The sequence below is a fragment of the Streptomyces sp. NPDC026417 genome (genome assembly GCF_055567695.1).
Map to the genome: position 1 here is coordinate 49452 of NZ_JBVHPY010000008.1, position 12144 is coordinate 61595.

A 12144-nucleotide genomic window follows, 5' to 3' on the forward strand; every position below is an offset into this window, starting at 1 on the left:
TGCGGTGCGGGGTGGGGCTCGGTCGGCCCTGGCTGCGGGCAGGCGTGCCGGGCATGGGTCGGCGCCCGGTCGGCCGCCCTGGCTGCGGGCAGGCGGTGCGGGCAGGCGGTGCGGGGTGGGGCTCGGTCGGCCCTGGCTGCGGGCAGGCGTGCCGGGCATGGGTCGGCGCCCGGTCGGCCGCCCTGGCTGCGGGCAGGCGGCGCGGGCAGGCGGTGCGGGGTGGGGCCCGGTCGGCCCTGGCTGCGGGCAGGCGTGCCGCAAGGGGCGGCACGGGTGGGCGCAGGCGGTGCCCCGTTGACGCCGGGTTCGTCGTTCCGCCTCTTGCGTCGGCCGGGACACGGGGTGCTGGTGGGCGCGGGGAGTGGGCCCGCCCGGGCGGTGCCCCGTTGGTGCCGGGTTCGATGTCCCAGCCCCGGCGGGGGGCGGGATCAGGGGGCTGAGGCGCGAGGGGGAGTGGGCTGGTGCGGGCCGGTCGCCGGTGGGGTGGGGTTCGCCGGTCGGCGGGGGGAGGGGATGGCGCAGACTGGAGGCATGAGCCTTCACGAGAACCTCCTCGGGGGACCGCCCCCGACCGAACTGCCCGACGACCCGGAGCCCCGCGAGCTCCTCGCGAAGGGCACACCCCCGGCCGACGTCGCCGCGAAGTACCCCACCTCCTCGCTCGCCTGGGCCCAGCTGGCCGACGACGCCTTCGAGCGCGCCAGCGTCGTGGAGTCGTACGCCTACGCCCGTACGGGCTACCACCGCGGCCTGGACGCCCTGCGCCGCAGCGGCTGGAAGGGCCACGGCCCGGTGCCGTGGGAGCACGAGCCGAACCGCGGCTTCCTGCGCGCCCTGCACGCCCTCGCCCGCGCCGCGCAGGCGATCGGCGAGCAGGAGGAGTACGAGCGCTGCAGCCAGTTCCTGAAGGACTCCTCCCCGTCGGCCGCCCAGACACTGGGCTAGCCGCACGTCGTGATCACGGGGCCCGCCCGGTGTGACCAGGCGGGCCTTGCGGTTTCGGGGGACCATTGCGGAGGATGCGCATGGGGACCGGGGCCCCCGTGCCGGTAACGGCAGGGGCGGACCGCTACCCGGAGTACGCAACAGGAGACAGCGATGTCCCAACAGGCTCATCAGACTCAGCCCGCAGAGGCTCAGGAGCCCGAGACCCCGCATCTCGACTTCCAGGGCACCACGCCGTACGAGGACTACGTGCAGGCCGATGTCCTGACCCACCTCCAGCACACCCTCTCCGACGACCCCGGCGAGATGGTCTTCCTGGTGACCACCCAGGTCATGGAGCTGTGGTTCACCGTCATCGTCCACGAGTGGGAGACCGCGGCCGGTGCCCTGCGCCGCGAGGACCTGCCCACGGCCGTCGCCGCGCTGAAGCGCTCCGTGCGCGAGCTGGAGGCGCTGAACGCCTCCTGGCGGCCGCTCGGGCAGCTCACCCCGGCCCAGTTCAACTCGTACCGCAGCGCCCTCGGCGAGGGATCCGGCTTCCAGTCCGCGATGTACCGCCGCATGGAGTTCCTGCTCGGCGAGAAGTCCGCGTCCATGCTCGTCCCGCACCGCGGCGCCCCGCGGGTCCACGCCGAGCTGGAGAAGGCGCTGCACGAGCCGAGCCTCTACGACGAGGTGCTGCGGCTGCTCGCCCGGCGCGGGTACGCGATCCCGGCCGCCGTGCTGGAGCGCGACGTCGCGCGGAAGTACGAGCCCTCGACCGAGGTCGAGGCGGTCTGGACCGAGCTGTACGCCGGTGACGAGAGCGGCGAACTCGCCCGTCTGGGCGAGGCGTTGACCGACGTGGCCGAGCTCGTGTGGCGCTGGCGCAACGACCATCTCGTCGCCACGCGCCGTGCCATGGGCGCCAAGACGGGTACGGGCGGCTCCGCCGGAGTGGCCTGGCTGGAGAAGCGGGCGCAGAAGAACGTGTTCCCCGAGCTGTGGACGGCGAGGTCCCGTGTCTGAGCCGCGCGCCCGGGCCAAGGAGCTGGACTCGGCCGACGAACTCGCCGCGCTGCGCGACCGCTTCGTCCTCGACGACACCGTCTACCTGGACGGCAACTCGCTGGGCGCGCTGCCCGCGGTGGTCCCCGGCCGCGTGGACGACGTCGTCCGCCGGCAGTGGGGCGAACTGCGCATCCGGTCCTGGGACGAGAGCGGCTGGTGGACCGCGCCGGAGCGGATAGGCGACCGCATCGCCCCGCTGGTGGGTGCCGCCCCCGGCCAGACGGTCGTCGGCGACTCGACGAGCGTCAACGTGTTCAAGGCGGTCGTCGGTGCCGTGCGTCTGGCGGGGGAGGGGCGTGACGAGATCCTGGTCGACGCCACCACCTTCCCCTCGGACGGGTACATCGCCGAGTCGGCGGCCCGGATGACCGGCTGCACCCTGCGCCCGGTGGCCCCCGACGAGGTGCCCGCGGCGCTCGGTCCCCGTACGGCGGCGGTGCTCCTCAACCACGTCGACTACCGCACGGGCCGGCTGCACGACCTGCCCGCGCTGACGGCCGCGGTGCACGAGGCGGGTGCGTACACGGTCTGGGACCTGTGCCACAGCGCGGGCGCCCTGCCGGTCGGGCTCGACGCGCACGGGGTCGACCTCGCGGTCGGCTGCACGTACAAGTACCTGAACGGCGGGCCGGGTTCACCCGCGTACCTGTACGTCCGCTCCGATCTGCAGGAGCGCTTCGACTCGCCGCTGCCCGGCTGGACCTCGCACGCTCAGCCCTTCGGCATGCGGCGCGAGTTCGAGCCGGCGCCGGGGGCCCTGCGCGGCCGGGTCGGCACCCCGGACATCCTCTCCATGCTCGCCCTGGAGGCGGCCCTGGAGGTGTGGGACGGGGTCACCGTCGAGGCGGTGCGCGCCAAGTCCCTCGCCCTGACGGACTTCTTCCTGGAGTGCGTCGCCGCGTACGTGCCCGAGGGGCGCCTGGAGTCGCTGACCCCGGTCGCGCACGCCGAGCGGGGCAGCCAGGTGGCGCTGCGCTGCCCGGACGCCGGCGCGGTCATGAAGCGGCTCATCGAGCAGGGGGTCGTCGGCGACTTCCGGCACCCGGACGTCCTGCGCTTCGGGGTCACTCCCCTGTACGTCGGGTTCGCGGACGTCGAGCGGGCGGCCCGGGTGCTCGCGGAGACGCTGGCTTAAGGGGCGGAGCCGCGGCGGGGGCCGTGGGGCGGGCGGGGGCCGGTGCCCCCGCCCGCTCACCTACCGGAGGTGTACACCCCGGCCGCCGCCGCGGCCACCGCCGCCCGTGCCGCGCGGTCCGCGGCCGCCGGCTCGGGGGCCGTCCCGGTGGTCAGCAGGGTGTAGTAGAGGGGGGCGGACACGGCGCGCACCACCTGCGCCGGGTCGGTCTCCGGCGGCAACTCCCCGCGTTCCACCGCCCGTTCGACGCACGGCACCCACTCCGCCACCCGCACCTCGTAGAAGCGCGCCAACGCCTGCGCGGTGCGCGCGTCGCAGGTGGCGGCCGCGATGACCGCGCGGAAGAGCGCGCCCTGCCGGGGGTCGGCCAGTGTCCGCCGCACCAGTTCCGCGTTGGCCCGCAGGTCCTCCAGCACCGATCCGGTGTCGGCGTGCCGCAGCGACTGCTCGGCCATGTCCGCGAGCAGGTCCGCGACCAGTCCCGTCACGGACCCCCAGCGGCGGTACACCGTCGTCTTGCCCACCTCCGCGCGCCGGGCCACGTCCGCCAGGTCGAGGTGCGCGAATCCCTGCTCGGCCAGCACGTCGCCGGCCGCGCGCAGGACGGCGGCCCGGACCCGTGCGGTGCGGCCCCCGGGACGTACGGTGCCGGGCTCGGCGGGCATGGGGCCTCCTGGAGGGGTACGGCGCACGAGGAGCGTGCGGCCGCCCCAGCGTAACGAAACAGCAGAACCGTTTAACCCTCACCCAGCGTGACATCCGTCTGTCCGCGCACGTCACCGGCCTGGTACCGTCCCCGCCAACGGCCGATCCACCACCGGGCCGCCCGCCGTCTCCCTGTCCGATTCCGTTTCGCCGCTGAGAGGTTGGAGCATGCCGGACGACGCCGTCCCCCGCGATGCCGAAGGCCGTGACGACATCGCCCGTGACGCCGCCGAAGAGGCGTCCGCCTTCTCCCACCCGCCCGTCGACCCCGACTCCACCGCCGCCTACGGCGACCACCCCGACCAGGTGATCGACTTCTACGCCCCGCGCGGCCCCGAGACGTCGGTCCCCGCCCCGCTCGTCGTCGTGCTGCACGGCGGCGCCTGGCGTGCCCCCTACGACCGCCGGCACGTGACGCCGTTCGCGGACTTCCTGGCCCGCCGGGGATTCGCCGTGGCCAACGCCGAGTACCGGCGGGGCAGCGCCATCCCGGCGCAGGGCGGCACGGGCCCGGTCGCGGGCCGCTGGCCCGACACCTTCGACGACGTTGCGGCGGCCCTCGACGCGCTGCCCGGCCTCGCCCGGGAGGCGCTGCCGCAGGCCGACCCGCGCCGTATCGTCGTCGCCGGACACTCCGCGGGCGGACACCTGGCCCTGTGGGCGGCGGCCCGCCACCTCCTCCCGGCCGACGCCCCCTGGTACCTCGACCGCCCCGCGCCGCTCCGCGGCGTCGTCGCGCTCGCCCCGATCGCCGACTTCGAGGTCGCCGGGAAACTGGACGTCTGCTCCGGCGCCGCGACCCAACTACTCGGCGGTGAGGCCAAGTTCGCCGAGCGGCGGCCGTATGCAGACCCGGCGCTCCTGCTGCCGACCGGCATCGCCACCACCCTGGTCCAGGGGCGGGACGACATCGTGGTGCCGCAGGCCGTCGCCGAGTCCTACGCGGACGCGGCGGCGAAGGCCGGTGAGGTGGTCGGCCTGACGCTCCTGGAGGGCGTCGGCCACTTCCCGCTCATCGACCCCGCGGCGGACGCCTGCGCCGTGGTGGCGGAGGAGATCGCCCAGCTGGCCTGGTGACCCGGTCGCGGTGCCCGGGGACGGCTCCCGGCGGTCCCCGTGGCCCCGGTGTTCCCGGCGGTTCCGATGGTCCGGGCGGTCCCGGCGTTCCGTTCCGGGGCCCGGGCCGCGCCCGCCCGTAGTACCTGAGACGGATCCCGAAGGACCCCCTCACTGGGGACGACCGCCACCCCGCCCGCGCCCTACCGTTCTGTACGTGACCGAGACGACCCAGACGAAGACGATGCCGCTGGGCGGCGCCGAACCGCGCAGCCCCGAGTTCCGGCTGGCCATGGACGCCCTGCAGAGGCTGCGCCAGGACCTGTTCCACGACGCCTTCGCCTATCGCCCCATGCCGCCCATGCGCACGGTGGGCCCGCTGACCCGGCGCCTGCCCGAGGGGGCCCGGCGGCGCGCGGCCTGGACCCCGCACGCGCTGGTGGTGGCCGCCGCCCTGGTGGTGCTGCTCATCGCCGCCGCCTCCAGCGAGGTCGGCAGCGGAGTACCCGATCTGCTGACGGTGATCCTCGCGGTGAGTCCGGTCCTGCTCACCCTGGTCAGGCCGGTCGGCGCCTTCTGGCTCTCCATGGCGGCCACCCCGGTCGTCGCCGCGTTCGGCAGCCAGTGGACCGACTGGCCCTGGGCGCCCGCGAGCTTCGCCGCCCACCTGGTCGTGCTGACGGTCGTCGCCGCCCGTACCCGCCCGCGCACCGCGGCCTGGATGTGGGTGCTGACGGCGGCGTACGGCTTCTTCGCCGAGGCCCTCCTGGGCGCCGGCCACTACGCGAGCAACAGCGTGCCGTTCCTCTTCGTCTCCGCGCTGGCCCTGCTCGTCGTCACCGTCCGCCAGGTGCGCCGCCAGGCCGAGCAGGAGGTGACCGCCCAGCAGTCGGTCACCGCCCACGAGCGGTCCCGGCGCACGCTCCTGGAGGAGCGCACCACCATCGCCCGCGAACTGCACGACGTCGTCGCCCACCACATGTCGGTGGTCGCCATCCAGGCCGAGGCCGCCCCCTACCGCGTCGAGAACCCGCCCCCCGAGCTGGAGCAGGCCTTCGCCACGATCCGGGAGAACGCGGTCGCCGCGCTGACCGAGCTGCGCCGCGTCCTCGGCGTCGTACGGGCCGAGGACTACGAGGCGCCCGACGCCCCGCAGCCCACCCTCTCCGACCTCGACGCACTCCTCGCCAACGTGCGGGACGCGGGCCTGCCGGTGGACAGGGCGGTCACGGGCGCGGTGCGCGAACTGCCGCAGGGCGTCGAGCTGTCGGCGTACCGGATCGTGCAGGAGGCGCTCAGCAACACCCTGCGGCACGCGCCCGGCGCGACGGCCCGCGTCGAGATCGGTTACGTGCTCGGCGGACTGGGCCTGCGCATAGTCAACGGTCCTCCGCCGCGGCCGACCCCGGAGAAGTCCCCGCACGGAGCCGGGCACGGCATCACCGGCATGCGCGAGCGCGTCTCCATGCTGAACGGCGAGATGACCGCGGGCGCCACCGGCGACGGCGGATACGAGGTCACGGTCTTCCTGCCCGTGCCCGCCGCCGGGGAGTCCGCGTGACCGGCGGCGCGGGCGGGGCGCCCGGGGCCTCCGGCACGATCCGCGTCCTGATCGCCGACGACCAGGTGATGGTCCGCGAGGGGTTCTCCGTACTGCTCGGCGCGATGCCGGACATCGAGGTGGTCGGCGAGGCGGTGAACGGCCGTGATGCCGTCCAGCGGGTCCGCGAACTCGCCCCGGACGTGGTCCTGATGGACATCCGCATGCCCGAGCTGAACGGCATCGAGGCGACCCGGGAGATCGTCGCCGCGGACGGCTCCGCGAAGGTGCTGGTGCTGACCACCTTCGACCTCGACGAGTACGTGTACCAGGCGCTGCGCGCCGGAGCCTCCGGCTTCCTCCTCAAGGACGCCTCGGCTCGCCAACTGGCCGACGGGGTAAGGGTGGTCGCGTCCGGAGAGGCGCTGCTCGCCCCCTCGGTGACCAGGCGGCTCATCACGGAGTTCGCCAAGCTCGCCCAGACGCCCCGGTTCCCGGCCGGCGCCCAGGCGGCGTACGGGGAGCTGACCGAGCGCGAGACGGAGGTCCTGGTACTGATCGCGCAGGGCCTGTCGAACGCGGAGATCGCGGCCCGCCTGGTCGTCGCCGAGTCGACCATCAAGACCCATGTCAGCCGCATCCTCGTCAAGCTCGGCCTGCGCGACCGCACCCAGGCGGCGGTGTTCGCGTACGAGGCGCGGCTGGTGCAGCCGGGGTGACCCGCCGCCCGCGGGCCACGCGGGCGAGGAGGGCGGACAGCCCTGGTCAGGCGGGGGTGCGGGGGGCTAGCGTCCGGACATGACTGCCTTCGACCCCTGGGACCCGGCGTTCCTCGCCGACCCCTACCCCGCGTATGCCGAGCTGCGTGCCCAGGGCCGCGTGCACTTCTTCGAGCCGACCGGGCAGTGGCTGGTGCCGCACCACGCGGACGTCTCGGCGCTGCTGCGGGACCGGCGCCTCGGCCGTACGTACCGGCACCGGTTCACGCACGAGGACTTCGGGCGCACGGCGCCGCCGCCGGAGCACGAGCCGTTCCACGTGCTGAACGACCACGGCATGCTCGACCTGGAGCCGCCGGACCACACCCGGATCCGGCGGCTGGTGTCGAAGGCGTTCACGCCGCGCACGGTGGAGCGGCTGCGGCCGTACGTGCACCGGCTGGCGTCGGAGCTGGTGGCCGGGCTGGTGGAGGCGGGCGGCGGTGATCTGCTGAGCGATGTCGCCGAGCCGCTCCCGGTGGCCGTCATCGCCGAGATGCTCGGCATCCCCGAGTCCGACCGGGCGCCGCTGCGGCCGTGGTCGGCGGACATCTGCGGCATGTACGAGCTGAAGCCGTCCCCGGAGACGGCCGTGAAGGCGGTACGGGCCTCGGTCGAGTTCACCGAGTACCTGCGGGACCTGATCGGGGCCCGCCGCAAGGAGCCCGGCGACGACCTGATCTCCGGACTGATCGCGGCGCACGACGAGGGCGACCGGCTGACCGAGCAGGAGATGATCTCCACCTGCGTCCTGCTGCTGAACGCGGGCCACGAGGCGACGGTCAACGCCACGGTGAACGGCTGGTGGTCGCTGTTCCGCAACCCCGGCCAGCTGGCGGCCCTGCGCGCCGACCGCTCGCTCGTCCCCACCGCGGTGGAGGAGCTGATGCGGTACGACACCCCGCTCCAGCTCTTCGAGCGCTGGGTCCTGGACGACATCGAGATCGACGGGACGACCATCCCGCGCGGGGCGGAGATCGCGATGCTCTTCGGTTCGGCCAATCACGACCCGGCCGTCTTCAGCGCGCCGGAGAGGCTGGACCTCGCGCGCCGGGAGAACCCGCACATCTCCTTCAGCGCGGGCATCCACTACTGCATCGGAGCACCCCTCGCCCGGCTGGAACTGGCCGCCTCCCTCGACGCGTTGCTGGTCCAGGCGCCCGCCCTGCGTCCGGCGTCCGAACCGGAGCGCACGCCGAACTTCGTGATCCGCGGGCTGCGCGGGCTGGACGTGGAGGTCTGACGGCACCTCGGCGACCGGGGCGACCGGCAACCGCGATGACCGGCAACCGCGATGACCGGCGACCGGGGCGACCGGGGCGACCGGCGACCCCGGCACTTCGGCGGACGAAGGACGCCGCGGCGCGTGCCCGCCGCCGGATGACGGGCGTCCGGCGGCGGGGCTCCGGGTGCCGCCGGGCCGCTCAGGTGCTCATGTCGCGGCGTCCGAGTGCCACCAGGCCCGCCCCGGTGAGGGCCGCCGCGAGCGCGGTGAGGACGAGCACCGGCGTCCACGTCATGGCGTCGCCCGGCAGCTTCGGCAGACGGCCGAAGGGGGAGACGTCCAGGACCGACCGCGGGACCCCCAGCGCCGGACCGATCCAGCCGAGGAGGAGGACCCCGCCCGCCACCGCCCAGGCGGCCGGGGCGAGACGCGGCGAGAGCCCGTACATCAGGACGGCGACCCCGCCGACGAGCCAGACCGCGGGCAGCTGGACCAGGCACGCGCCGATCACCGGGCCGGACTCGTGGCCGTAGCCCGCGGCGAGACCCAGGCCGCCGGCCGTCATGACCAGGGCGGCTCCGGCGAAGGCGACGGCCAGGTGGCCGCCGGCCCAGCGGAGCCGGCCGACCGGTCCCGCGAGGACGGGCTCGGCCCGCCCCGAGGTCTCCTCGGCGTGCAGCCGCAGGACGGACTGGACGATGTAGAGCGCGGCGACCATGCCGAGCATGCCGGCCATCGTGGCGAGGAACGCGTCCGTGATCCCGGAACGCCCGCCCATCCGCTCGATGATCTCCCGGGTACGCGCGTTGTCGCCGACCAGGTCCGCGGCCCCCTGGGTCATCCCGCCGAAGGCGGCTCCGGCGGCCAGGAACCCCAGACTCCAGCCGGTCACGCTGCCGCGCTGGAGCCGCCGGGCCAGTCCCGCGGCCGTCCCGAGCCGGCCGGTGGCGGGTCCGGGCCGGGCAGGCAGGAAGCCCGTCCCGACGTCGCGGCGGTCTGCCAGGACGTAGGCGGCGGCGCCCTGGACTACGACGGCGGCGGCGGGGAGCGCGAGCACCCACCACCGTTCGCCGGCGAAGGGGCGCAGGTTCTCCAGCCAGCCGACCGGAGAGAGCCACGTCAGTACCGAGGAGCCGTCGTCCGTCGCGGAGTCGCCGGCCGCCCGCAGGACGAACGCCGCACCGAGCAGACCGCCCGTGAGGCCCTTCGCCGACCGTGCGCTCTCCGTGAACTGGGCGACCACGGCGGCCGTCGTGGCGAAGACCGCCCCGACCGCGGCGGTGCCCAGCCCGAGGGCGAGTGCTCCCCGGACGCCCTGTCCGGCGAGCCCGGCCGTGACGAGCAGCGCGAGCGCGGCGTTCGCGGTGAACGCCGCCAGCAGCGCGGCGGTCAGCGGGGCACGCCGCCCCACCATCGCCGACGAGATCAGCTCCTGGCGTCCGCTCTCCTCCTCGTCCCGGGTGTGCCGCACGACGACCAGCAGGCTCATGACGGCGGCGAGGACCCCCGCGAAGCCCCCGATGCGCCAGGCCACCAGGCCCCCGAGCGAGTCGCCGAACACCGGCCCGTACATGGCGCGCAGCGAGCCGTTCGCGCGTACCTGCGCCGCGACGCCGGCCCGGTCGGCGGCGGTGGCGTACACGCTCTCCAGGGCGCCCGGCAGGGAGAGCACCGTCGTGCCGACGACCAGCACCCACAGCGGGATCATCAGCCGGTCTCGGCGCAGGGCGAACCGCAGGAGGGTGCCCGTCCCGGCGAGCCGGTGCGACGCCCGGGGCCGGACGGCGACGCGGCTCCGGGCGGTGACGGCGCTCATCGTGCCATCGCCTCCGGTGCGCCGAGAGCCCGCCCGTCGTCCTGGTAGTGGCGCAGGAACAGTTCCTCCAGGGTGGGCGGCGAGGACGTCAGCGACCGCACGCCGGAGGCGGTGAGCGCCCGCAGTACGGCGTCCAGCCGGTCGGGGTCGACCTGGAGCCGGACCCTGCCCCAGACGTCGTCCCGGCCGGCGTCCGCGGCCTGTACGTCGAGTTCGTGCACGCCGGGCAGCCCCGCCAGTCCGTCGGGCGGGCCGGCGAGTTCGGCGGTGACGGCGGTGCGGGTCAGATGGCGCAGGTCGGCGAGCGTGCCGCTCTCGACGGTGACGCCCTTGCGGATGATGCTGACCCGGTCGCACAGCTCCTCCACCTCGCTGAGGATGTGCGAGGACAGCAGGACGGTCCGGCCCCGGTCGCGCTCCTCCTCGACGCACCGCTGGAAGACCTCCTCCATCAGCGGGTCGAGGCCGGAGGTCGGCTCGTCCAGGATCAGCAGGTCGACGTCCGAGGCGAAGGCGGCGACGAGGGCGACCTTCTGGCGGTTGCCCTTGGAGTAGGCGCGCCCCTTCTTGGCCGGGTCCAGCTCGAACCGCTCGATCAGGTCGGCACGGCGCGCCCGGTCGAGGCCGCCGCGCAGCCGTCCGAGCAGGTCGATGACCTCGCCGCCCGACAGGTTGCGCCAGAGGGTGACGTCACCGGGCACATAGGCGACCCGGCGGTGCAGCTCCACGGCGTCCGCCCACGGGTCCCGGCCGAGCACCTGCGCGGCGCCCGAGTCGGCGCGCAGCAGGCCGAGCAGGACACGGATGGCGGTGGACTTCCCGGCGCCGTTCGGACCGAGGAAGCCGTGGACCTCGCCGGCGGTGACCTCCAGGTCGAGGCCGTCCAGCGCATGCGTCGTCCCGAACGACTTGTGCAGCCCGGAGACGGTGATTGCCTTCGTCATGACGCTGAACGTACGCTTCCTTCAGAAATTTGTGAAGTTAAGGAAGGGTGGAAATGCTGGATACACTCGGGGGTGGTGCGCAGCAGGCAGGACGGCGGGGAGAGGGTTCACAGATGACGGAGTCGAGCGGGTCCGGACGCGTCGGTGACGGCGCCGGACGGGACGAGGAGTCGGTCTCCGCGTTCGTCGAGGGGTTCGCGGCGCAGCTCGTCGAGGCCGGGATGCCGCGCATGCCGGCCCGGGTCTTCGCGGCGCTGCTCGCCTCCGACTCCGGTGCGCTCACGTCCGCCGAACTGGGTGAGCGGCTGCGGGTGAGTGCGGCGGCCGTGTCGGGTGCGGTGCGGTATCTCGCACAGCAGCACATGGTCTCGCGCGAGCGGGAGCCCGGGTCGCGGCGGGAGCGCTACCGGGTGCACAGCGACCAGTGGTACGAGGCGCTGACGAGCCGGGACGCGGTGCTGAAGCGGTGGCAGTCCGCGCTGCTGGACGGGGTCGACCGGCTGGGTGCCGACAGTCCCGCCGGGCACCGGCTCGTCGAGACACTGGCGTTCTTCGAGTTCGTCGAGGGGGAGCTGGGCGCGATGATGTCCCGGTGGCGGGTCCACCGGGAGCGGCTCTTCGGGGAGGGCTGACCGCCGGTCGGCTCCGCGGGTTCGCTCCGCGGGTTCGCTGCGTTCGCTCCGTGGGCTCGGCCGACCGGTGCGCCGGGCCTCACGGCCGGTTCGCCGGGCCGTTCGGGCAGAGCTTCTTTCGCCCCCTCCGCCCCTTCCCGTCCCGACACGGGGCTCCGCCCCGGACCCCGCTCCTCAAACGCCGGAGGGGCTGGACGGACGGCCCGAGCGGCTGGATCCACCGCCGGAAGGTGGATTCGTTGCCGGAGGGGCTGGACGGGTGGCCCGAGCGGCTGGATCCGCCGCCGGATGGTGGAGTCGTGGTGGGAGGGGCTGGACGGGCGGCCGGCGCGGCTGGA

11 protein-coding genes are annotated in these 12144 nt (G+C 74.7%); 8 read left to right on the plus strand and 3 right to left on the minus strand.

Annotation, left to right across the window (positions count from 1 at the left end):
- Positions 1 to 531 precede the first annotated feature (531 nt).
- The 3 genes from ACZ4NT_RS14920 (at position 532) to kynU (ending at position 3130) form a co-directional block, all read left to right on the plus strand.
- Positions 532 to 945: a DUF3151 domain-containing protein gene (locus ACZ4NT_RS14920; RefSeq protein WP_121405154.1), complete on the plus strand. Its 414-nt coding sequence runs from the start codon at positions 532 to 534 to the stop codon at positions 943 to 945.
- 153 nt (positions 946 to 1098) lie between these two features.
- Positions 1099 to 1953, plus strand: a complete 855-nt coding sequence (locus ACZ4NT_RS14925) for a tryptophan 2,3-dioxygenase family protein (protein WP_467725563.1) — start codon at positions 1099 to 1101, stop codon at positions 1951 to 1953.
- Entirely contained in the window at positions 1946 to 3130 is a 1185-nt protein-coding gene (gene kynU, locus ACZ4NT_RS14930; protein ID WP_121405156.1) for a kynureninase, read from the plus strand. The genes ACZ4NT_RS14925 and kynU overlap by 8 nt, the downstream gene beginning before the upstream one ends.
- Before the next feature lie 56 nt (positions 3131 to 3186).
- Here kynU and ACZ4NT_RS14935 read toward each other — a convergent pair whose 3' ends face one another.
- Entirely contained in the window at positions 3187 to 3795 is a 609-nt protein-coding gene (locus ACZ4NT_RS14935) for a TetR/AcrR family transcriptional regulator (RefSeq protein WP_121405157.1), read from the minus strand.
- A gap of 208 nt (positions 3796 to 4003) precedes the next feature.
- Between ACZ4NT_RS14935 and ACZ4NT_RS14940 the strand changes: the two genes are divergently transcribed.
- From ACZ4NT_RS14940 to ACZ4NT_RS14955, 4 genes are all read left to right on the plus strand, one after another.
- A complete protein-coding gene (locus ACZ4NT_RS14940; protein ID WP_467725566.1) occupies positions 4004 to 4912 on the plus strand; it encodes an alpha/beta hydrolase in 909 nt (302 codons plus the stop codon).
- 196 nt (positions 4913 to 5108) lie between these two features.
- Positions 5109 to 6452 (plus strand): sensor histidine kinase, encoded by a 1344-nt coding sequence (locus ACZ4NT_RS14945; RefSeq protein WP_467725567.1) that lies wholly within the window; start codon positions 5109 to 5111, stop codon positions 6450 to 6452.
- The gene (locus tag ACZ4NT_RS14950; protein ID WP_467725569.1) at positions 6449 to 7150 is read left to right on the plus strand and encodes a response regulator; all 702 of its coding nucleotides are present in this window, start codon (positions 6449 to 6451) and stop codon (positions 7148 to 7150) included. The genes ACZ4NT_RS14945 and ACZ4NT_RS14950 overlap by 4 nt, the downstream gene beginning before the upstream one ends.
- A gap of 79 nt (positions 7151 to 7229) precedes the next feature.
- Positions 7230 to 8432, plus strand: coding sequence for a cytochrome P450 (locus ACZ4NT_RS14955; RefSeq protein WP_467725570.1), 1203 nt, complete (start codon positions 7230 to 7232; stop codon positions 8430 to 8432).
- A 181-nt stretch (positions 8433 to 8613) separates the two neighbouring features.
- Here ACZ4NT_RS14955 and ACZ4NT_RS14960 read toward each other — a convergent pair whose 3' ends face one another.
- Both ACZ4NT_RS14960 and ACZ4NT_RS14965 read right to left on the minus strand, forming a co-directional pair.
- Positions 8614 to 10230 (minus strand): ABC transporter permease, encoded by a 1617-nt coding sequence (locus ACZ4NT_RS14960; protein WP_467725572.1) that lies wholly within the window; start codon positions 10228 to 10230, stop codon positions 8614 to 8616.
- Positions 10227 to 11174, minus strand: coding sequence for an ABC transporter ATP-binding protein (locus ACZ4NT_RS14965; RefSeq protein ID WP_467725574.1), 948 nt, complete (start codon positions 11172 to 11174; stop codon positions 10227 to 10229). Before ACZ4NT_RS14965 ends, ACZ4NT_RS14960 begins: the two co-directional genes overlap by 4 nt.
- Positions 11175 to 11287: 113 nt before the next feature.
- Between ACZ4NT_RS14965 and ACZ4NT_RS14970 the strand changes: the two genes are divergently transcribed.
- The gene (locus tag ACZ4NT_RS14970) at positions 11288 to 11806 is read left to right on the plus strand and encodes a GbsR/MarR family transcriptional regulator (RefSeq protein WP_467725576.1); all 519 of its coding nucleotides are present in this window, start codon (positions 11288 to 11290) and stop codon (positions 11804 to 11806) included.
- The last annotated feature ends 338 nt before the right edge of the window (positions 11807 to 12144 follow it).

Excerpts from the sequence above, each read along its gene's own strand:
- ACZ4NT_RS14920 (WP_121405154.1), top strand. The coding sequence starts at position 532 with ATGAGCCTTCACGAGAACCTCCTCGGGGGACCGCCCCCGACCGAACTG.
- ACZ4NT_RS14925 (WP_467725563.1), top strand. The coding sequence starts at position 1,099 with ATGTCCCAACAGGCTCATCAGACTCAGCCCGCAGAGGCTCAGGAGCCC.
- ACZ4NT_RS14935 (WP_121405157.1), bottom strand. The coding sequence starts at position 3,795 with ATGCCCGCCGAGCCCGGCACCGTACGTCCCGGGGGCCGCACCGCACGG.
- ACZ4NT_RS14940 (WP_467725566.1), top strand. The coding sequence starts at position 4,004 with ATGCCGGACGACGCCGTCCCCCGCGATGCCGAAGGCCGTGACGACATC.
- ACZ4NT_RS14955 (WP_467725570.1), top strand. The coding sequence starts at position 7,230 with ATGACTGCCTTCGACCCCTGGGACCCGGCGTTCCTCGCCGACCCCTAC.
- ACZ4NT_RS14960 (WP_467725572.1), bottom strand. The coding sequence starts at position 10,230 with ATGAGCGCCGTCACCGCCCGGAGCCGCGTCGCCGTCCGGCCCCGGGCG.
- ACZ4NT_RS14965 (WP_467725574.1), bottom strand. The coding sequence starts at position 11,174 with ATGACGAAGGCAATCACCGTCTCCGGGCTGCACAAGTCGTTCGGGACG.
- ACZ4NT_RS14970 (WP_467725576.1), top strand. The coding sequence starts at position 11,288 with ATGACGGAGTCGAGCGGGTCCGGACGCGTCGGTGACGGCGCCGGACGG.